The organism is Arthrobacter sp. GQ119, assembly GCF_059759125.1.
On the sequence record NZ_JCAXEA010000012.1, the window covers coordinates 31,352 to 49,436 of the forward strand.

General features: G+C 62.9%; 16 protein-coding genes. 11 read left to right on the forward strand and 5 right to left on the reverse strand.

The genetic code is table 11. The features are described 5' to 3' along the window. The first annotated feature begins 132 nt into the window (after positions 1-132). Positions 133-861, forward strand: a complete 729-nt coding sequence (locus AC6CH3_RS12370; RefSeq protein WP_498132716.1) for a hypothetical protein — start codon at positions 133-135, stop codon at positions 859-861. A gap of 85 nt (positions 862-946) precedes the next feature. On the opposite strand, the gene AC6CH3_RS12375 is transcribed toward AC6CH3_RS12370, so the two are convergent. From AC6CH3_RS12375 to AC6CH3_RS12390, 4 genes are all read right to left on the reverse strand, one after another. Then, complete coding sequence (locus tag AC6CH3_RS12375) at positions 947-1,300, reverse strand: hypothetical protein (RefSeq protein ID WP_498132717.1); 354 nt, start codon at positions 1,298-1,300, stop codon at positions 947-949. Between the two features lie 399 nt (positions 1,301-1,699). Continuing rightward, on the reverse strand, positions 1,700-2,122 hold the full coding sequence (locus AC6CH3_RS12380) for a hypothetical protein (protein ID WP_498132718.1): 423 nt from the start codon (positions 2,120-2,122) through the stop codon (positions 1,700-1,702). A gap of 629 nt (positions 2,123-2,751) precedes the next feature. Beyond that, on the reverse strand, positions 2,752-3,684 hold the full coding sequence (locus AC6CH3_RS12385; RefSeq protein WP_498132719.1) for an Ltp family lipoprotein: 933 nt from the start codon (positions 3,682-3,684) through the stop codon (positions 2,752-2,754). Between the two features lie 518 nt (positions 3,685-4,202). Further along, positions 4,203-4,964: a FadR/GntR family transcriptional regulator gene (locus tag AC6CH3_RS12390; protein ID WP_498132720.1), complete on the reverse strand. Its 762-nt coding sequence runs from the start codon at positions 4,962-4,964 to the stop codon at positions 4,203-4,205. 95 nt (positions 4,965-5,059) lie between these two features. Here AC6CH3_RS12390 and AC6CH3_RS12395 point away from each other — a divergent pair, with 95 nt between their 5' ends. The 6 genes from AC6CH3_RS12395 to AC6CH3_RS12420 all read left to right on the forward strand — a co-directional run bounded on the left by AC6CH3_RS12395 (position 5,060) and on the right by AC6CH3_RS12420 (position 12,310). Next, complete coding sequence (locus tag AC6CH3_RS12395) at positions 5,060-5,938, forward strand: carbon-nitrogen hydrolase family protein (protein WP_498132721.1); 879 nt, start codon at positions 5,060-5,062, stop codon at positions 5,936-5,938. A gap of 10 nt (positions 5,939-5,948) precedes the next feature. Next, entirely contained in the window at positions 5,949-7,304 is a 1,356-nt protein-coding gene (locus AC6CH3_RS12400; RefSeq protein WP_498132722.1) for an APC family permease, read from the forward strand. Between the two features lie 36 nt (positions 7,305-7,340). After that, positions 7,341-8,129, forward strand: a complete 789-nt coding sequence (locus AC6CH3_RS12405) for a carbon-nitrogen hydrolase family protein (protein WP_498132723.1) — start codon at positions 7,341-7,343, stop codon at positions 8,127-8,129. A gap of 192 nt (positions 8,130-8,321) precedes the next feature. Then, positions 8,322-9,215 carry a VOC family protein gene (locus AC6CH3_RS12410; protein ID WP_498132724.1) on the forward strand — a complete coding sequence of 298 codons (894 nt, stop codon included), beginning with the start codon at positions 8,322-8,324 and terminating at the stop codon, positions 9,213-9,215. A gap of 207 nt (positions 9,216-9,422) precedes the next feature. After that, positions 9,423-10,781 carry an MFS transporter gene (locus AC6CH3_RS12415; protein WP_498132725.1) on the forward strand — a complete coding sequence of 453 codons (1,359 nt, stop codon included), beginning with the start codon at positions 9,423-9,425 and terminating at the stop codon, positions 10,779-10,781. Between the two features lie 221 nt (positions 10,782-11,002). After that, complete coding sequence (locus AC6CH3_RS12420; RefSeq protein WP_498132726.1) at positions 11,003-12,310, forward strand: NtaA/DmoA family FMN-dependent monooxygenase; 1,308 nt, start codon at positions 11,003-11,005, stop codon at positions 12,308-12,310. 54 nt (positions 12,311-12,364) lie between these two features. On the opposite strand, the gene AC6CH3_RS12425 is transcribed toward AC6CH3_RS12420, so the two are convergent. Further along, positions 12,365-13,300 carry a LysR family transcriptional regulator gene (locus AC6CH3_RS12425; protein WP_498132727.1) on the reverse strand — a complete coding sequence of 312 codons (936 nt, stop codon included), beginning with the start codon at positions 13,298-13,300 and terminating at the stop codon, positions 12,365-12,367. A gap of 147 nt (positions 13,301-13,447) precedes the next feature. On the opposite strand from AC6CH3_RS12425, the gene AC6CH3_RS12430 reads away from it, so the two are divergent. From AC6CH3_RS12430 to AC6CH3_RS12445, 4 genes are all read left to right on the forward strand, one after another. Further along, the gene (locus tag AC6CH3_RS12430) at positions 13,448-15,067 is read left to right on the forward strand and encodes an FAD-binding oxidoreductase (protein ID WP_498132728.1); all 1,620 of its coding nucleotides are present in this window, start codon (positions 13,448-13,450) and stop codon (positions 15,065-15,067) included. 302 nt (positions 15,068-15,369) lie between these two features. Further along, positions 15,370-16,380, forward strand: coding sequence for an ABC transporter substrate-binding protein (locus AC6CH3_RS12435; RefSeq protein WP_498132729.1), 1,011 nt, complete (start codon positions 15,370-15,372; stop codon positions 16,378-16,380). A 39-nt stretch (positions 16,381-16,419) separates the two neighbouring features. After that, the gene (locus AC6CH3_RS12440) at positions 16,420-17,199 is read left to right on the forward strand and encodes an ABC transporter permease (protein WP_498132730.1); all 780 of its coding nucleotides are present in this window, start codon (positions 16,420-16,422) and stop codon (positions 17,197-17,199) included. Further along, positions 17,192-18,061: an ABC transporter permease gene (locus AC6CH3_RS12445; protein WP_498132731.1), complete on the forward strand. Its 870-nt coding sequence runs from the start codon at positions 17,192-17,194 to the stop codon at positions 18,059-18,061. Before AC6CH3_RS12440 ends, AC6CH3_RS12445 begins: the two co-directional genes overlap by 8 nt. Positions 18,062-18,085: the final 24 nt, after the last annotated feature.

The window sequence follows — 18,085 nt, forward strand, 5'->3', positions numbered from 1 at the left end:
TCCGCTGGCCGCAGCTTCCCCAGCACTTTGGACGCCCAGCGTGCGACCATCAAAGTGCCGATAGTCCGAGCGTGCCGGCAACATCGGTTCCGTCGCGAAGAGTGGGCCGGAATAACTTCAAGGGGGAGCGTTGTGAGTAGAGGACCGCGGCCGAACGAAAGGTCCCTGCCGCGCTGGGCCAGAACCGCCGTCGTCGTTTATCTGTCGGTGACGGTCGCCATTGTTGTCACGGCGCTACTTACCCTTGGCTTACAGCTGGAACTGGATGCCCGGACCAAAGAGGGCGTGCTGCTCGCCATGGTGTTTCTGACACTGCCCGTTTCGGCTGCGTATTTCATCATCGGCACTTTTGGCTCCGGCGGTCCGCCCTCGCCGGATGAGATCAGTTTGGGCGGATTGAGCCTGGCTACGGTCCTCTACTATTTCGGGTACCTCGTCCTTGCGGCGGTCAACGCAGGGGTCTTCCGATGGACTGTCTTGGGTATCCGGAGGCGGTCACGGGTTCCGGCAGGCGGCGCGCCCGGCGCCTCGCCTCAGTACCCGAGCGCGAAATTGCGCGGGGTCACCCCGGACGTCAGAAAGCTCTGGTGGACCGTACCGCTGGCAGTTCTGCTGAGTCTCCCACAGTGGATGGTGGCGGGTTTTGCCTGGTGCGGCATCAGCGGCTGCAGCGGCGGAGGCTTCGGGGTGGCTACCGGGACCGAATGGGTCGCCGTCATCCTGAGCGTCGTCAACGGCGTCATCCTGGCAGTAGCCGTGTTCGCAGTGCGCTGGCTGTATCCCACCCGGAAACGTGCCCTCATTGCCTTGGCGGCCGGGACGTTGTTCGCTCTGGTGGGTGCTGCAGTCACCCACGGGTAGCCGCCGGGCATGCGTTGGGCACACGGACAAACAGAGGAACCCCGCAGTGCTGGGCACTGCGGGGCTCCTTGCTGGCCGGTTCCGGTTACTCGGAGTCCGGTTTCTGCTCCCGGTCCCGGAGGTTCTTCTTGATCTCGTCGAACTTCTCCTTGATGACCCGTTCCGCCTCCGCGAGCGTCTTCCCGGCGGTGCTCAGGGGGTCCATCTGAACGTAGACGTTCTGGCCGACAGGCACGTCGTACTCGTCCTTCAGATGGGTGCCTCCGCCCACTCCCTGAAGAGACAGGTACACCATGGCCTCGGTACGGGCAATGCCGGAGAGTGTTCCGAAGACAACCGTGAAGTCGTTCGATTCAAAGCTCACCGTCTGACCGATATGGCTGCGGTCTAGGTCACCGGCTGCTACCGGCTTCTCGGACTGACTTCCGCTGTAGCTCATGCACTTCTCCTAAAGAGTCGAGGGACACGTACCACTGCAGTCTATATACGGGGCCAGTGAAGCACCGGTCGTGAGAAGCCAATGCAGCATGGGAGAAGCTTGCCGACCCGAATCTAGGGGGAGTCAAGGGGGTCCGACGCGATCTGGCGGCGGCCAGTGTTTGGGGCACCGAGGACTGCAGGGGGTATGGCCCTTGGCCATGGCAACGGGCGCCTCTACCTCTTGGCGCAGGGCGCCAGGGTGACGGCCCCAAAGACGCAGCCTGCCTTCGCCACTAAGTTGATCGACCTGCTGGCCACCCTTCCCATCAAGGGCCGGGCACCAAAAACGGCATGTGACCTCGCGCTGTTCGGCCAGGCGCAGGCAGACGTTGACCGCAACGGTTGCGACACCCGGACCCTATTTCGTCACATGGACGACAACAGCCTTATCGACAGACTGCTTGGTGCCAGGTCGGTCTATCCCCGTAACTGTCCAGTTTCTGAGAAGCAGAACGGTTCTACCCGTATCGGAATTGTAGATGACCTTCTTGAATCCCAACGCGGTTAGGTCGTCGTCGAGGGCTTCAGCATTCATCCCCGCCACATCTGCAGGAATGACAGCCGTTGCTGGCACGACCGGTACAGCTTCTGCGGGTGCCGCGGCCGCCACCTCAGCAGGCTGTGGTGCAGCTGTCACAGTTGCGGTAGCGGTGGCCGTCACGGTTTCTGTGGCTGTGTGCGTCACAACGTGGGTCACTGCGGGAGCCGCTTGGGTTGCGCCGCCGGCACAGCCGGCGAGTGCCATACACAAGAATGCTCCAGCGGCTAATACCTTCTTCATATGAATAGTTTCTCTTTCCAATGTCGTGAACGATGGTTTCCGTAGTGCTGTAGCTGTTTCTTTTTCAGCGCACTTATCTTCAGGAGAATTATGTGGAGGATCCGACGCAGAAATTCTTGTGTCAATTGTTGGATCTTGATGTTTATCCCAATTCTCGGAATCGCAGCTTGTAAAACTATTCTCGCTCCAAAACTGCCGGATTAGCGGGGCTTGAGCCAATCCTCTGGGAACGCTGCGGAAATCCTTACGCCAAGGCGCAGCGGACGGACTTTGCTGGAGTAGAGAGCGGCAATGCCGTTCTACAATTCGCTGCGGCGCACCGGTGACGGGTGCGGGGAGGCAGCAACCGGGTCGTTCGAGAGACTTCGCCCCGTTGGCCTCAAGTGATTTTGCTGCTTGGAGGAAACCCGTATAGGTGGTCTTCGCAGCTGAGTATGTAATCGGGGTTGCCAACGAACTGGGACTAATTGGACTAAGGCCAACTCCAGCACGCACTTGAATCATCGTCTGACGGAAAGGCAGGGGAGTATTTTGAAAAGAGATACCCCGGCCAGAAACGGCCGGGGCATCCTAAGGTGCAGCAGCGGTGTCGGGTTCGACACCATCACGAGTAGAACTGGGGCAGGCTGCTAGAGGCCCGTCTTGCTCACTCCGTACTCGGCCTGCGCCGGGGTAAATCCGTTGTAGAGCAGCTGGTCGATAAGCCCGGAGCGCGAGAAGGAGCTGAATTCCAGGTAGCTCTTGGCCTTCTTGGCTGCCTGCTCGTTCCAGTTGACCGTCACGCGGTCAACGGCCCAGGTGGCATCCGCAACTGAAAACTTGTTGTATTCCAGCTGGTCGATAAGCCCGGTACGCGAGAAGGCACTGAAATCGAGGTAAGACTCAGCTTTTCGCAGAGCGTTCTGCTGGCTTACCGTCCCAGCTTTGGCAGCGGCCTCAGCAGCGGCTTTGGCAGCAGCCTCAGCTTCAGCCTTCTCAGCCTTGGCTTTAGCGTCGGCCTCAGCCTTTGCAGCCTTGGCAGCTGCGTCAGCTTCAGCCTTCGCGGCGGCTGGATCCTGCGTTGCTGTCTCTACCGGGGCAGCAACCGAGTCATTGACAGTGGATATCGACGTTGGGGCTGCTTCGCCGCGGGTGGAGTTGAAAATGAAGCTGAGGAGGATGACGACGCCGGTGACGATCAAGGCCACCTTCTTGTGCTTGTCGTATCCCTCCAGCGGCAGGCCCTGCTTATCGCGGGTTTTGTTCGTCAGTACGAGAATCAGGTCAATGAGCGCCCAGACGCCCAGGCCACCAAGTGTGAACAGCTTTAGCAGTCCGGTACCTACTTTGCCCAGATAGAAGCGGTCCACGCCGAACACGCCGATGAGCAGGGAGAGGAGCCAGGTAACGAGGAAAGACTTGTTGCTGACGCCGTATCCGCCCAGTGCTGGGCCACCTGGATAGGGCGCAGGGGCTCCCACGTAGGGTGCCGGGGAACCGGGGTACGGCTGTCCGCCCACTGGTGCTTGCCCGTAGGGGACCTGCGGCTGCTGCGGCGTTCCGTAGGGGTCGGTGGAGCTCATTGGGTTCCTTTCAGTGGGCGCCCCGGTGCAGGGGCTCCGAAGTGCGTGGTGGGTGCGAGGATGCGCGGTCTGCTGGGAGGCGTCCGCCGGTGATTCGTCGTCGGACGGTACGGAAGGATGGCTTGGCACCATCGCATGCACATTTGTTTATCGCTTCCCCCAGAAGTGCGGCTACGGTGCAGCCGCCGGGTTAAAGGATGACTCGGCCCAGACCCGGATTTAGGCAGTGTTGGCACAGGACTGTGACAGGCTTTCCCCAGTAATGACGCACTGACAAGTGTTCTGGGCATCTTGAGCAGCAGCACGATGGGGCGTCGTGGGCAAGACTCGGGCCACAGCTCTGATTGGCATTCCTCCGGCTAAGAGCCATCTGGACGGGGATGAATAGCACCCGCAGCGGATGAACTCGGGAGTGAGCTGGTGGTTCGGCTTCGACGGCGCCGCCGGTTAAGGGCTAGCAGCGACCCAGAGGGCGCACTTAAAGTCCTTCGACGCCGTCCTGCGCAGGCCAGCGTTCATCACTCAGAAGTGGAGGCGCCGCGGCCCTCTGCCAAGCCCATGAACATCGTCCGGTGCAGGATGTCCACATGCTTGCGTGCTATCTCCACTGCCTCATCGCCGTCGCCGGCGCGCAGGGCTGCCACGAGCACGACGTGGTCGCAGTTCGATTTGTGCAGCAGCTCGATCGGGTAGGGGATGAAGTAGGCATAGAGCTCGGCCAGTGTCTCGTGGTAAGCCTCGACGGCGGTCCCCAGCCCTGATGCTGTGCCCACCAGCTGGTGGAACTGCTCGTCGGCCTGATGGTAGTCGGACCAGTCCGAAGATTCGGCCATATCCCGGGTCAGCCGTTCCAGCTCATCCAGCTGCTCATTGGTGGCGTTGACCGCTGCGTAGTGCGTCACCGCGCATTCGAAGAGCAGCCTTCGGTCCACGAGCCGGTTCACAGCCTGGGATTCGGCCGGTGAGGCCGACAGTTCGGCCAGCACGCTCCGCGGGGGCTCGTCAGCCACGAACGTTCCGCCGCCACGGCCGCGACGGCGGACCACCACGCCCTGTTCCGCCAGGCTCGCCAGCGCGCGGCGGGCGGTGATCGGGCTGACCGACAGACCGAGGGCCACGTCCTCCTGATCGGGGAGACGTTCACCTGGCTTCAGTAGGCCCAACGAAATTGCCATGCCGATGCGCAGCCGCACGGCATCGATGGCGCTGCGGCGGTCGATGCCGACGAGCCTGCCGGCGCCGATGGGCGAAGGCTCGGCGGTGTCCTCCAACTGGGTCATATCCGCTACTTTACGGCCCAATCCTGCCCCTTCCCATAATTGGATCATTCTGATCTAATATAAGGCGGATCACAGCCCCAAACGTGGAGAAAACCATGCAACGCACTCTTCCGCTCATCGCCGCCCAGGCCCGGCCGCGGCTCATCGGCGAACCCGTCTCGGCCTTCGCGGACGAGGTCAAGGCCGCCCTCGACGTCCAGCACCACAGCAACCTGGTGGTGTTTCCGGAGCTCCACCTGTTCGGGGATTCCGAGCCCGACCAGCAGCGCACCGAAATGCTCCAGGCCTCCGCCGAGCCGCTCGACGGTCCCCGGGTCAAGGAGCTCCGACAGCTCGCCGCGGACCTGGGCATTTGGCTGGTACCGGGCAGCGTCTGCGAACGCGGTCCGGAAGGGCAGCTGTTCAACACCCAGCTGGTCCTGTCCCCGGAGGGGGAGCTGGCCGGCTACTACCGGAAGGTCTTCCCCTGGCGCCCGTTCGAGCCCTACGACCCCGGTGACCGGTTCACCACCGTGGACCTGGCCGGCGTCGGGAGGGTTGGCCTCAACATCTGCTACGACGCGTGGTTCCCGGAAGTCTCCCGCCAGCTCGCCTGGATGGGCGCCGAAGTGATCCTCAATGTCGTGAAAACCACGACGCCGGACCGCCGGCAGGAGCTGGTGCTCGCCAAGGCCAACGCCATCGTGAACCAGGTCTTCGTGGTCAGCGTCAACTGCGCCGGCCCCACCGGCAAGGGCCTGAGCATCATCGTCGACCCGGAGGGCAACACCCTCGCCGAAGCCGAAGACGATGGCCCGGTGCTGCTCACCGCGGAACTGGACCTTGCCGCCGTCGAGCACGTCCGAACGCACGGTACTGAAAACCTCAACCGCCCCTGGTCCCAGTTCCGCGACGGCGAGGACGCCGTCGAACTGCCCGTCTACCAGGGCCGCATCAGCCCGGCCACCTGGGCTCCCCAGACCTTCAACGCCTAAGGAAACACCCGTGACCACAACACCCACCCTCACCCGCACGCTCAAGCTGCCCTCCCTGGTGCTGTTCGGCCTGGCGTACCTGACCCCGCTGATCGTCCTGGGGATCTTCGGCATCATCGCCGAAGCCACCGGCGGGGCCTCGCCCTCCGCCTACCTGGTGGCAATGGTCGCCATGCTGTTCACCGCCCACAGCTACGGCCGGATGGCCATCGCGTACCCCGTGGCCGGTTCCGCCTACACCTACGTCCGCCGGTCCATTGAGCCCCGGGTCGGGTTCCTCGTCGGCTGGGCCATCCTGCTGGACTACCTCTTCCTGCCGATGGTCATCTGGCTCATCGGCGGCTCCTACCTGAGCGCGCAGTTCCCCGGGATCCCCATCGGGCTCTGGATCGTGGGGTTCGTCCTCATCACCACGCTGCTGAACATCCTGGGCATCAAGGTGGCGGACAAGGCCAACTACGTGCTGATGGCGTTCCAGCTGCTGGTGATCGTGTTCTTCGTGGCGCTGTCCATCGGCAACGTGGTGTCCACCGCGGGCGCCGGCGGCCTGGCCAGCACCCAGCCGTTCTTCAACGACACCTCCAGCTTCGCCACCATCTCCGCCGGTGCCGCCATCGCCGCGTACTCGTTCCTCGGATTCGACGCCGTCACCACCCTCACCGAGGAGACAGTGGAACCGCGCAAGAACATGCCCCGCGCCATCATGCTCATCGCCCTGATCGGCGGCGGAATCTTCGTGGCCGTGTCCTACGTGACCCAGCTGGTCCACCCCGGCGGAGTGTTCGAGGACTCGGCCTCCGCGGCCAGCTCCATCGCGCTGCAGATCGGCGGGCAGCTGTTCGGCGCGGTCTTCCTCGCCGGCCTGGTGGTGGCGCAGTTTGCCTCCGGCCTCGCCGCGCAGGCCAGCGCCTCCCGCCTGCTCTACGCGATGGGCCGGGACTCCGTCCTGCCGAAGGCGGTCTTCGGCCGGCTCAGCGTCAAGTTCCACACCCCGGTGGTCAACCTCGTGATCACCGGCATCGTGGGCCTGATCGCGATCTTCCTGGACGTGGCGACCTCCACGTCGTTCATCAACTTCGGTGCCTTCACCGCCTTCACCCTGGTCAACGCCTCGGTGGTGTTCCACTACCTGCGCCAGCGCCGGGCCGGGAACCAGCTGAACCCCGTGTCCTATGTGGTGGTCCCGGTGATCGGAGCCGCTATCTGCGCCTACCTCCTCTCCCAGCTGGACAGCAACGCGATTACGCTGGGAGTGTCCTGGCTGGTGCTGGGCGCGGTGGTCCTGGCCTTGATCACGCGCGGCTTCAAGGCAGCACCGCCGGAAATGACGGCCACGGAAAAGGCGACGGTTGAGGCGGCCGTTTAGGCCCTGACTACAGAACAACCGATGGAGGGAACTGGCGTGAGGATAGCGCTCGGGCAGCTGGAGTCGGGCACCGACATTGACGCGAACCTCGCAGCGATCGACCGGTTCTCGGCCGAGGCCGCGCGCCACGGCGCCGCGCTGGTCGCCTTCCCGGAGTACGCCACGTACGAGAAGAAGACCGTGGATGCGACGTTCCCGGAGGTCGCCGAGCCGCTGGACGGCCCCGTCTGCCAGGAACTCGCGACCACTGCCCGTCGCCACCGCATCGCGCTGGTGGCGGGCGTGGTGGAAACCTCGGAGGAGCCGGGCAAGGCCTACAACACGCTAGTGGCCTTCGGGCCCGACGGCGACCGGCTCGCCTGCTACCGGAAGATCCACCTCTTCGATGCGCAGGGCTTCGGGGAATCGACGTTCATCAAGCCGGGCCCGTCCACCAGCCCGGTGGTGTTCGAGCACGGGGGAGCGCGCTTTGGGCTGATGACCTGCTACGACCTGCGGTTCCCTGAGCTGGCCAGGTCACTGGCCGACGCCGGCGCCCAGGTCCTGCTGGTCTGCTCGTCGTGGGTGCCGGGCACGCACAAGACCGAGCAGTGGCTGGCGCTGAACGCAGCGCGGGCAATCGAGAACAGCATGTACGTGGCTGGCGTGTGCCAGGCTCCGCCGGTGTCCGTGGGCCGCAGCGTCCTGGTGGATCCCATGGGGTTCACCGAGGCCGATCTGGGCCTTGAGCCGGGGGTGCGGACGGTGGAGATCTCGCTTGCGACAGTGGCGCGGGTAAAGGAGCAATTCCCGATGTTCCGGCAGCGGCGGCTGCCGCAGCCCTGACTGGCTTCCACGACTGCCACCCAAGAGGCGGGGCCCACTGCAACGAGAGCGGTGGGCCCCGTCCTTTTTGCGTCAAACTAACTTTTTTGCTTTTTCGATAGATTATCGATTCTTGATGCGATAGTGTTTTCTTAGTCATAGATCCGCGGGTCATTGGATCTGAAGGAGCCGTGCCACGAGTAGGAGACAAGGATGTCTTGGGGATTGATCAGCGCCATGGGCCACGTAAGCATTCAAACGACGGACCTCGGAAGATCCGTTTTTGACGCAACCCAGATCCTCGGACTGCGCGAAACGGAGCGGACGGCCGATGCCGTCTATCTCGCTGCCGGTCCGGTTCACCACGAGCTTGTCTATGTTGAGTCAGATGTCAACGGCGTGGACGGCTTCGGCCTTGTCGCCGCGACTGGCGACGCCCTGCGCGAAATCCGCCAGCGTGTGGAGGACGAAAACTTCACTATTGTCAGCAACAAGCCGCGGGGAGCTGGTATCGAAGACGGCTTCTCCTTTATTGGTCCTGAAGGCTTCGTATTCGAAATTTATGTCGGCATGCAGGAGAACATCGCCCTCCAGCAGTCCTTTGGTCCCGACCGCTACGGGCACATCAATTTCCACCCCCGGGATGTCGGGGGAATGATGCGGTTCCTGCACCGGGTCCTGGACTTCCGCCTCTCGGATGTCATCGGCGACGACTTTGCCTATTTCATGCGCTGCAACCCTGACCACCACGGAATCGCCCTAGTCCGCGGTGAAGGAACTCTGCACCACCACGCGTGGCAGACGCAGAGCATCGCTGACCTCGGCAAGTTGGGTGACAGGCTGAACAGGCTGGGCAGGGAGCTGATCTGGGGCCCGGTCCGTCACGGCGCCGGGCACAACATTGCCGCGTACTATGTGGAAACCTCCGGTGCCGTCGTCGAGCTTTACACGGACCTGGAGCAGATCTACGAAGACTCCCGCCCGCCTGTCGTGTGGGGCGAGGACGAGAACTGGTACAACATGTGGGGTGAATACCGCCCTCTGGAATTCCGCAAGTTCGGACTCGCCCCCGTAGGCCGCCGGTCCCTCAGTAGCCTCCACCGCTGAGGTAGCTCCCGGCCGCCCACTCAAGACCATGTGTCCCGGCACCCCGCCAATGCAGATTAAATACTTTTGCCTTGGTTATGCCTTATTGATTTGGCCTTCCGCTGTGATCTGCGTCATGCTTGGAAGAGCGAATGAAGGGGTTGCGTCGGGACGTGACCAACAACGCCGTCGGTCACAAACTCTCACAGCTTTCGAAAAGAGATTATGTTGAACCCGAAAACCGCCCAGACGAAAAGCCGGAAGCAGGTGAACCTGCCGCCGAGCAAGTCATCCCCGACGGACTCGCTGAACACCAAGGACATGCGCCGCGTCCTGGGATCCAGCCTTATCGGCAGCATTATCGAGTACTACGACTTCATCCTTTACGCCACGGCCGCATCCCTGGTGTTCGACCGGGTTTTCTTTGCCAACCTTGGCCCCGGCCTTTCCTTGTTTGCCTCGTTCGCGACGCTTGCGGCGGGATATGTTGCCCGGCCACTTGGCGGCATCGTCTTCGGCCACTTTGGGGACCGCCTCGGCCGGAAGCAGATGCTCGTGCTGTCGATGCTGATGATGGGCGGCGCCACCGTTCTGATCGGGCTCCTGCCAACCACGGCTCAGATTGGTGTAGCAGCGCCAATTGTGCTGGTCCTCCTCCGCGTCATTCAAGGCATCTCTGTGGGCGGGGAATGGGGTGGTGCCACATTGATGGCCTTGGAGCACGCTCCTGCGAAAAAGCGCGGCCTCGCCGCGGCGTTCGCCAATGCCGGCGGCCCCGCCGGCGGACTGCTGGCCACCCTTGCAGTTTCCGCCGTTTCCGCCCTGACCGGGGACCAGTTCCTGGTCTGGGGCTGGCGGATACCGTTCCTGCTCAGCGCCCTGCTGATTGTGATCGGCATGATCGTCCGCCTTCGGGTGGCAGAAACTCCCGTCTTCCAGAAGCTGGACGCTGAAGCCGCCAAGATCAAGCGGCCACCCCTGATGGAGGTGCTCAGGAACCATCCGCGCCTCGTCCTGGTCACTCTGGTGGCAACGCTGGGCTTTTACGCCTGCCAGGGACTGCTGACAGTGTGGGGCGTTTCGATGGCGGTCGGAAGCGGCGTGGACCGCTCCGGCGTCCTGAATTGGAAGGGTGTTGCCGCCGTGGTCACGGTGGCCGTCTGCTTCTATTCGGCACGGCTCAGTGACCGGATCGGCCGCCGCGCAGTTCTTACCGGCGCAGGCGTCGCTGCCATCCTCCTGGCATTTCCCCTGATCATGCTGCTGACCAACGGGACCCTCTGGGGCTTTGCGGTCGCGGTAGTGATCGGAAACGGGCTGGTCCAGGGAGCGCTCGCCGGGCCCATCGGCGCTTACATCTCCGAACAGTTCCCCACGGGTGTCCGGTACACGGGTGCGTCCCTGTCCTACCAGGGAGCCTCAATGATCGGGGCGGGCTTCACCCCGATGATCGCTACGGGCCTCGTTCTCGCAGCCGGCGGCGGTGTGTGGATAGTGGCCGTGTTCTGGATTGTCGTCCTGGCCGCGGGGCTCGCGGCAGTCCGCCTGACGGCCGAGGGCTCACGCCTCAAGCTCGACACGGTCTAAAAGCACTCCCGCACGCGCCAGGCATTCCTGCACACGGACACGTTCGGCGTGCCTTCCGGGTGGCCCGCAGCTACTCCGGTGAGCGGCGGGCGCCTGCTTCCATTTGTCAGTTTTTTTGAACTCCTTGTGCTGAAACTTGTCATTTACGCAACAATGGCAAACTGCCATGCTGGAGTCAGCGAAGCGTCCGGAACGGCGCACATCACGAAAGGAACCAGGCAATGAAGCCTCAGAATCACATGGTGCTCACTACCTTCATGTTGCCCGCCGGCTACCACAAGGACAGCTGGCGGATGGAGGGAAGCCGGGCCGAAGAACTGGGCAACCTGGACTTCGTATCAGACCTGACCGCGATGGCGGAAGCTGCAAAACTCGACGCGGTATTTTTCGGCGACATCGTCCACGCCAACACGGTCATGCGGGGCGACATCAAAATGAACGGGTTCTATGAACCGATGACCGTGCTTGCAGCGCTGGCTGCCAGGACAAAGAACATTGGCCTCATCGGAACCATGTCCACCTCGTTTTCTGAGCCATACAACCTTGCCCGGCAACTATGCGGACTGGACCACATGTCCAACGGCAGGGCCGGCTGGAACATTGTCACGTCGTCGGACGGTTTCCGCAATTACGGTGTGGAGGACCTTCCCGACCCCGCGGTGCGCTACCGGCGCGCAACCGAGTTCGTGGACGTTGTGCAGCGGCTGTGGGACAGCTGGTCCGATGACGCCATCATCGTTGACCGGGCCTCCGGCGAGTACGTGGACCGGAGCAAGCTGAAGGCCATCGGGCACAAGGGCGAGTTCTTTGAGGTCGAAGGACCCATCAACATGCCGCGGTCGCCCCAGGGACGGCCCGTGCTTGTCCAGGCGGGATCCTCAGGCCCGGGCATGGACCTGGGTTCCTCCGTGGCCGACGGAATTTATACCGCGCAGCCGTTCAAGGAACCGTCCATCGAGTTCTATACCAAGTTCAAGAACATGGTGGCCGAGAAGGGGCGAAACCCCGACGACGTCAAAATCATCCCGGGCATCCTGCCGATTCTGGGCGACACCGAGAAGGAGGCACTGGACCTCGCGAACGAGCTGGCTGGCTACGTGCACCTCGGCAACGGCCGCAAGCAGGTGGGTGCTGACCTCAAGATGGACCTTTCCGAGCTGGAGTTCGACGAGTCGATTCCCGCCGAGTGGTTTTCCGACGATCCCAGACTGGGCAGCCGCTACCAGATCTACCGCAAGAAGAGCGTGGACATGGGCATGACGCTGCGCGAGCTGATCGTGGACCTGGCCCGTTCCACAGGACACCAGTGGATGGCTGGCACTCCCTCGCAGGTGGCAGACCGCATGGTTGACTGGTTCGAGTCGAAGGCCTGCGACGGCTTCAACCTCAACGCTCCCTTCAACCCGGGCGGTTTCAAGCTGATCTGCGACAAGCTGGTCCCGGAGCTCCAGGATCGCGGCTACTTCCGGGCTGAGTACGAGGGCACCACGCTGCGCGACAACCTCGGGCTCGCTCGGCCGGGAGCCTAGAAGCCGGAGTCTGGAAACCGAGAGCCTGGAGCCTCCGGCTTCGAAGCCATCTGCTTAGACACCGGCAGGGCCAAACCGCTCGACGGCGACGTCCACCCACGCCTGGGCGCGGGCGTTCAGCCGCATGCTCCGCGTCCACGCCAAGGAAACAGTAGCCGGCGCGCGCGTATGGACCCGGGGCTCGGCAACCGTTTTCAGGACAACTTTCAGCTCTTCATATGGGGCGTCCAGCATCGGCTGCTGAAACAGCACGGCAACGCCACGGCCGCTGGCCACCAGGGACCGCACCGTGGCGTAGCTGCGGGAGCGGTGCCGGATGTTCGGACTCAACCCGGCATCGCGGTACATGTCGAGGATGCGGGTCGAAATGGGCGGAGCGTCGAAGAAAATAAGCGGAGTGGCGGCCACATCCCTGAGCGAGACCACCTCCGCCTCGCGCAGGGGATGGTCCTCCGGAAGCAGGATGTAAGGCTCCACAGACAGCAGGGGCGCCGTCTTCAGGGCAGGGGAAACGTCCATGTCATAGACGAAAGCGGCGTCGATGGAGCCATTGAGCAGGCGGTCCTGAAGATCCTCGTGGTACCCCTCGATGAAGTCCACCTCCACATGGGGGCACTGGCTCGCAAAGTCGGCCAGCATCGGGGGAATGATAGTGGGACCGAGCGGCATGAAGCACCCTACGGTCAGCGGACCCCGGATATCGGTCCTGTCCCTCTTGGAGAGCGACGCAATCTCATCCGCGAGATCCAGCAACTGCCGCGCCTGGCGGAACACCACGATGCCCGTGGAGGTCAGGGTAAGCCCCTTGGACTTGCGCTTGATGCACAGCTGCGCGCCGACGATCCGCTCCAGTTCCCCGATGGACATGGAGATGGCCGACGGCGCCATGTGCAGCCTGCGTGCTGCCTCGCTCATGGTTCCGGTTTCGGCCGCCACCACGAAATGGAGAACCTGGCGCAGGGTAATCGCAGGGTTGAGGCTGATATTCATATTGTCAATTCTACTGATAACTATCCGCAGAAATTGACGATTTACTTGAGAAGTGCAGCTTGTCATCATGAAAGAAACGGTTCCGGCGACGGCGCCAGAGCTATTGCCGCAGCGGCGGCATCCCTTCCGAGAGAGACGTGAAAGCAGATGGACGCCCAATCCAGATTCCTTGACCAGGCAGAAGCCATTGTCGGCGCTGAGAATGTTGTCCGGGCTACGCCCAAAGAGGGATACATCGATCCGTACCCGCTGAATCCCGGACGCGCGAAGTGGCCGGGAGTTCGGCCCGGGAGCGTGGAAGAGGTCCAGTCCGTCGTCCGGCTCGCGAACCGCACTGGCGTTCCGCTGTGGTCCTTCTCCAAGGGCAAGAACCTGGGCTACGGGGGGCCGGAACCGCGCTCGCAGGGAATGGTGGCGCTGGACCTGAGCCGCCTCACAAGGATCATCGAGGTGAACGACCATCTGAACTACGCCGTCATCGAGCCGGGGGTCACCTTCTTTGACCTCTTCGAGCACATCCAGGAAAAGGGCCTGAAGCTCTGGATGTCCGTTCCTGCACTGGGGTGGGGATCCATCCTGGGCAACGCGCTGGACCGCGGCTACGGCATGACGCCGATGGGTGACCACGTCCAGTCCATCTGCGGCATGGAGGTGGTCCTGCCGGACGGCGACCTGGTGCGGACGGGAATGTGGGCCATGGAGGGAACCGAACTCGGCCCCATCTTCAAGGGCGGCTTCGGCCCTACGCTCGATGGAATTTTCACCCAGTCCAATCTCGGCATAGTCACCAAGATCGGTCTCTGGCTGATGCCCTGGCCGGATGTGTACATCAACGGCGACGTTGTGGTGGAGCGCGAAGAGGATCTGCCCAAGCTGATTGACATCCTGACCCAGCTTCGGCGCGAGGACGTCATCCAGAACAACGCCCTCTGCGGGAACGTGGTGCGGGCGGCGACTATGAACGGGCCGCGCTCACGCTGGTATGAGGGGGAGGGGTCCATTCCGGACGACCGCCTGGAAGAAATGCGCCATGAGATGGGCATCGGCCAGTGGAACGCCAAGTTCGCCATCTACGGGGACAAGGGTCTCGCCGAACGCAGGCTAGAGATCATACGGGAGCGCTTTGCCGGTCTTGCCGGGTTTACCGTTAAAGCCCGGCTCTATGAAGGGGCGGACGGCGTGCAGGTTGCCTATGAGGACATCGCCGACATGGACCGGACCCAGATGGCCGGAGTACCCACACTCAAGCCCTTGTCAACAGTGGCATGGGCGGCGGAGAACGGCGGGCACATAGATGCCGCCCCTATCATTCCCGCTCGCGGGGACGAGGTGTGGGCGTTCTACCGGGAAGCCAAGGAGCTGTACCGCCGGTTCGGCTTCGACCTGTACATCGGGTACCACCTGTACCCGCGCCACATGGTGCACGTGACCATGATCTTCTTCGAAAACGACAACCAGGAGCAGCTGGCGCGCGCACGGGCACTCTACTCGGCATTGCTCGCGGCTGCCCGCAGCCACGGATACGCCCCTTACCGCAGCCACGTGGACTACATGGACGTCATTGCAGACGGTTTCGACTACAACAACAACGCCATCCGGCGGCTCCAGGAGACGCTCAAGGACGCGCTGGACCCCAACGGCATCCTCTCGCCCGGAAAGCAGGGAGTCTGGCCGCGGCGTTACCGCGCGGTCGAAGCGGCGGCCGATGCTCCGGAAACCCATTACGCCGTGGAAGCCGCCGCCCGTTCCAACGCTGCCCGGCTGTAGGCCACGGAACGGCAGGGCGCTGACCGTCGCGTGTTGAGCGCCCGCGGTCATCGCAAGGGCACCAATCGAGACTATGTTTTCTGTGACTCTTGCCACAACATGTGCCTCACGATATATTTTAATTAGATTATGCATTATCGGCGGGAGCGAGCGCTCCTTGTAACTGCGGCCGCGGGCCCCAAGACCTGCAAGTCATCAGCACGCTGATGCCGATCAGTACGCCGACACCCAGCAACAGAGTGGCACGCCAGGCGCGGAATCATTCCGGCCGCCTCTGCCACTACTCAAAGAGGAGATTCTGGATGGAAAAGCCCACGTTTTACTCCCGGTTCAAGCAAGCCCTGGTTCCGGCTGTTGCCGGATTCGCCCTGCTCTCGCTTGCGGCCTGTGGGTCGCCCAGCGAGGCGGCAGCGGGCAGCGAGTCGGGCGGCAAGTCCGCCATCAAGGTTGTGGTGGCCCCCATCCACTTCGAGACGGCCTACGTCGCTGAGGAGCAGGGCTACTTCAAGGAAGCCGGCCTGAGCGTCGAGATCATCCCCGGCGCGGATCCTTCCGCCAACCTGGCGCAGACCGTTAGCGGACAGGCGGACATCACCACGGCGTCGTGGGGTGTCATGACCACGGCTACAGCCAAGGGAATGCCTGTCAGGGTAATCTCTGGCAACGGCGTGGTTGACCCGGAAGCGGACAACTCCGGCATCGTTATCCCCAAGAACAGCCCCATCAGGACGGTGGCTGATCTGAAGGGCAAGAACGTCGCCGTCAACGGCGTGAACACCGGCGGAGACATTCCTATGCTCCAGGCAGCAATGGCGGCCGGGATCGACCCGAAATCCCTCACCGAAATCGCAGTACCTTACGCCGGGATGGAGGCAGCCCTCGAGCAAGGCACTGTGGACGCAGCGTTCGTGGCGGACAGCTACTACCACCAGCTCGTCGATGCTGGGTTTAAGAGCATCGCCAGCCCAGTCCGTGAATTCCAGGGCAACATGCCGGTGACCGTCTGGGCCGCAACCGAGCCTTGGCTCAAGAGCAATCCCGGCACCGCCGAAAAATTCAACGAGGCCATGGAAAAGGCCGCCAAGTTCTACTCGGATCCGGCCAACTCCGCGGCCATCGTGGACATCTCTGCCCGCGTCAAGCAGGTGGACGCTGCCAAGATCAACCCCAAGGCCTACGTTCCGGTCAATACCGCCATCAACCTCACCTCAGGACAGGCGGGCATTGACGCCATGGAGGACCTTGGATTCGTCAAGAACCCGCTGACGGCGGAGGGCATGCTCTGGAGCGGCGCCCCCCGCTTTTCGAAATAGCAGCCGGGCCGGCCAAGAGACCCTGACTGAGAGACGAAGATGAAGACACAAATACGAGCGTTTGATGCGGGGCTGACCAGCCAGAGACTGCTGGCAGTTGCCGCACTCCTGATGGTGTGGCAACTGGTGATCTGGAGCGGATCACTGCCCTCCATGACTCCCGGGGTGCCCGCAATCGTAACGGCGATTGGGAATGCATTTACTTCCGCCCTTTTCTGGACGTCGCTGGCGCAGACGATGACTGCCGCAGTCAGCGGCTGGCTGATTGCCGTGACTGCCGGCACGGTGCTGGGCCTGGTCATTGGCTCAGTCCCCATGCTGGACCGTTCCACCTCCATCCTCATTGACTTCGGCCGGTCCTTCCCGGTGCTGGCACTGATGCCGGTTGTCATCATGCTGCTAGGGGCCACCGCACAGATGGAGATCTTCGTCGTCTCGCTCTCCTGTCTCTGGCCGGTGCTGGTGCAGACGATTTATGGGGCACGGCGGATGGATGCAGCAGTGGTGGACACCGCGCGGACGTTCCAGATTCCGAGGCTGCTCTGGTTCCGCCGGATCCTGCTCCCGAGCGCCACCCCGTTCATCTCCACTGGTATCCGGATATCTGCCTCGATCGCCATTCTGGTGTCGGTGGGTGTAGAAGTGCTCAGCCAGGCGCCGGGCATCGGACGGCAGATCACCCTGGCCCAGCAGGCGCAGCGATGGGATCAGGCTTTCGCCTACCTCTTCTTCGCCGGTCTGGTGGGCTGGGGCATCGCCGGCCTCCTGAACCTGGCAGAAGGCAAGCTCCTCAAGTGGAACAGGCAGGCCAATGACTGACACAGCGCTCCGCACACCCCCGCGGACTACAGCGGGCACGGATACACCGAAAACAGGGAACGCACGGGAGTGCGGCGGGGTCCGCCAACGCAGCCGCGTCGTCAAGGCACTCCTGAACGTCCTGCAGAGGACCTGGCTGATCGCCGTGGTCTTCGCCGTCTGGTGGGCCGCTTCGGCGAACAGCACCAACATCTTCATTCCGTCCCTTGAGGACATCCTGCTCAGCCTGCGCCGGGACCTCTCCAACGGAGTCATCGGATCCGGAGCAAGCTACAGCCTGACCAACCTGGGAGTGGGACTCCTGCTGGCGGTGGTGGTGGGCATCGCCGGCGGGCTGGTTCTCGGTGAGACCAGGCGGCTGCGGGAAGTCGTTGACCCGGTCATCCACTTCTTCCGTTCGGTGCCGCAGGCCGCGCTGGTGCCCCTCATCATCGGCGCGTTCGGCATCGGGCAGGGCCCCAAGATCTACACCATCGCCTTCGCCTGCATGTGGCCGGTGCTGCTGAACACGATCGACGGCGTCCTCAGCGTGGAGCCGACCATCCGGAAGTTCTCCAAGGTATACCGCATCCCGCCGTGGCTGCATTTCCGCCGGGTGGTTCTGCCGGCAGCACTTCCGCAGATCGTTGCCGGCATCCGCGTTGCCCTGCCCATCGGCATCACCGTCATGGTGGTCAGCGAGCTGTTTGCCGCCAACAAGGGACTGGGCTTCTACATCCTCAATGCATCCGCCACCTTCCAGGTGCCCGAAACCTGGGCCGGCGCACTGCTGGTCGGCGTCATCGGCTACTTCCTCTCGCTGCTGTTCATCGTCTTCGAACGCAGGATCCTGAGCTGGTACTTCAAGTCGGGTGCGAAATGACACCCACGATCCAACATCCGAAAG

Bases quoted from the DNA above. Each gene is read 5' to 3' on its own strand.
- AC6CH3_RS12380 (WP_498132718.1), bottom strand. From the start codon at position 2,122: ATGAAGAAGGTATTAGCCGCTGGAGCATTCTTGTGTATGGCACTCGCC.
- AC6CH3_RS12375 (WP_498132717.1), bottom strand. From the start codon at position 1,300: ATGAGCTACAGCGGAAGTCAGTCCGAGAAGCCGGTAGCAGCCGGTGAC.
- AC6CH3_RS12435 (WP_498132729.1), top strand. From the start codon at position 15,370: ATGGAAAAGCCCACGTTTTACTCCCGGTTCAAGCAAGCCCTGGTTCCG.
- AC6CH3_RS12385 (WP_498132719.1), bottom strand. From the start codon at position 3,684: ATGAGCTCCACCGACCCCTACGGAACGCCGCAGCAGCCGCAGGTCCCC.
- AC6CH3_RS12395 (WP_498132721.1), top strand. From the start codon at position 5,060: ATGCAACGCACTCTTCCGCTCATCGCCGCCCAGGCCCGGCCGCGGCTC.
- AC6CH3_RS12420 (WP_498132726.1), top strand. From the start codon at position 11,003: ATGAAGCCTCAGAATCACATGGTGCTCACTACCTTCATGTTGCCCGCC.
- AC6CH3_RS12390 (WP_498132720.1), bottom strand. From the start codon at position 4,964: ATGACCCAGTTGGAGGACACCGCCGAGCCTTCGCCCATCGGCGCCGGC.
- AC6CH3_RS12440 (WP_498132730.1), top strand. From the start codon at position 16,420: ATGAAGACACAAATACGAGCGTTTGATGCGGGGCTGACCAGCCAGAGA.
- AC6CH3_RS12425 (WP_498132727.1), bottom strand. From the start codon at position 13,300: ATGAATATCAGCCTCAACCCTGCGATTACCCTGCGCCAGGTTCTCCAT.
- AC6CH3_RS12430 (WP_498132728.1), top strand. From the start codon at position 13,448: ATGGACGCCCAATCCAGATTCCTTGACCAGGCAGAAGCCATTGTCGGC.
- AC6CH3_RS12445 (WP_498132731.1), top strand. From the start codon at position 17,192: ATGACTGACACAGCGCTCCGCACACCCCCGCGGACTACAGCGGGCACG.
- AC6CH3_RS12410 (WP_498132724.1), top strand. From the start codon at position 8,322: ATGTCTTGGGGATTGATCAGCGCCATGGGCCACGTAAGCATTCAAACG.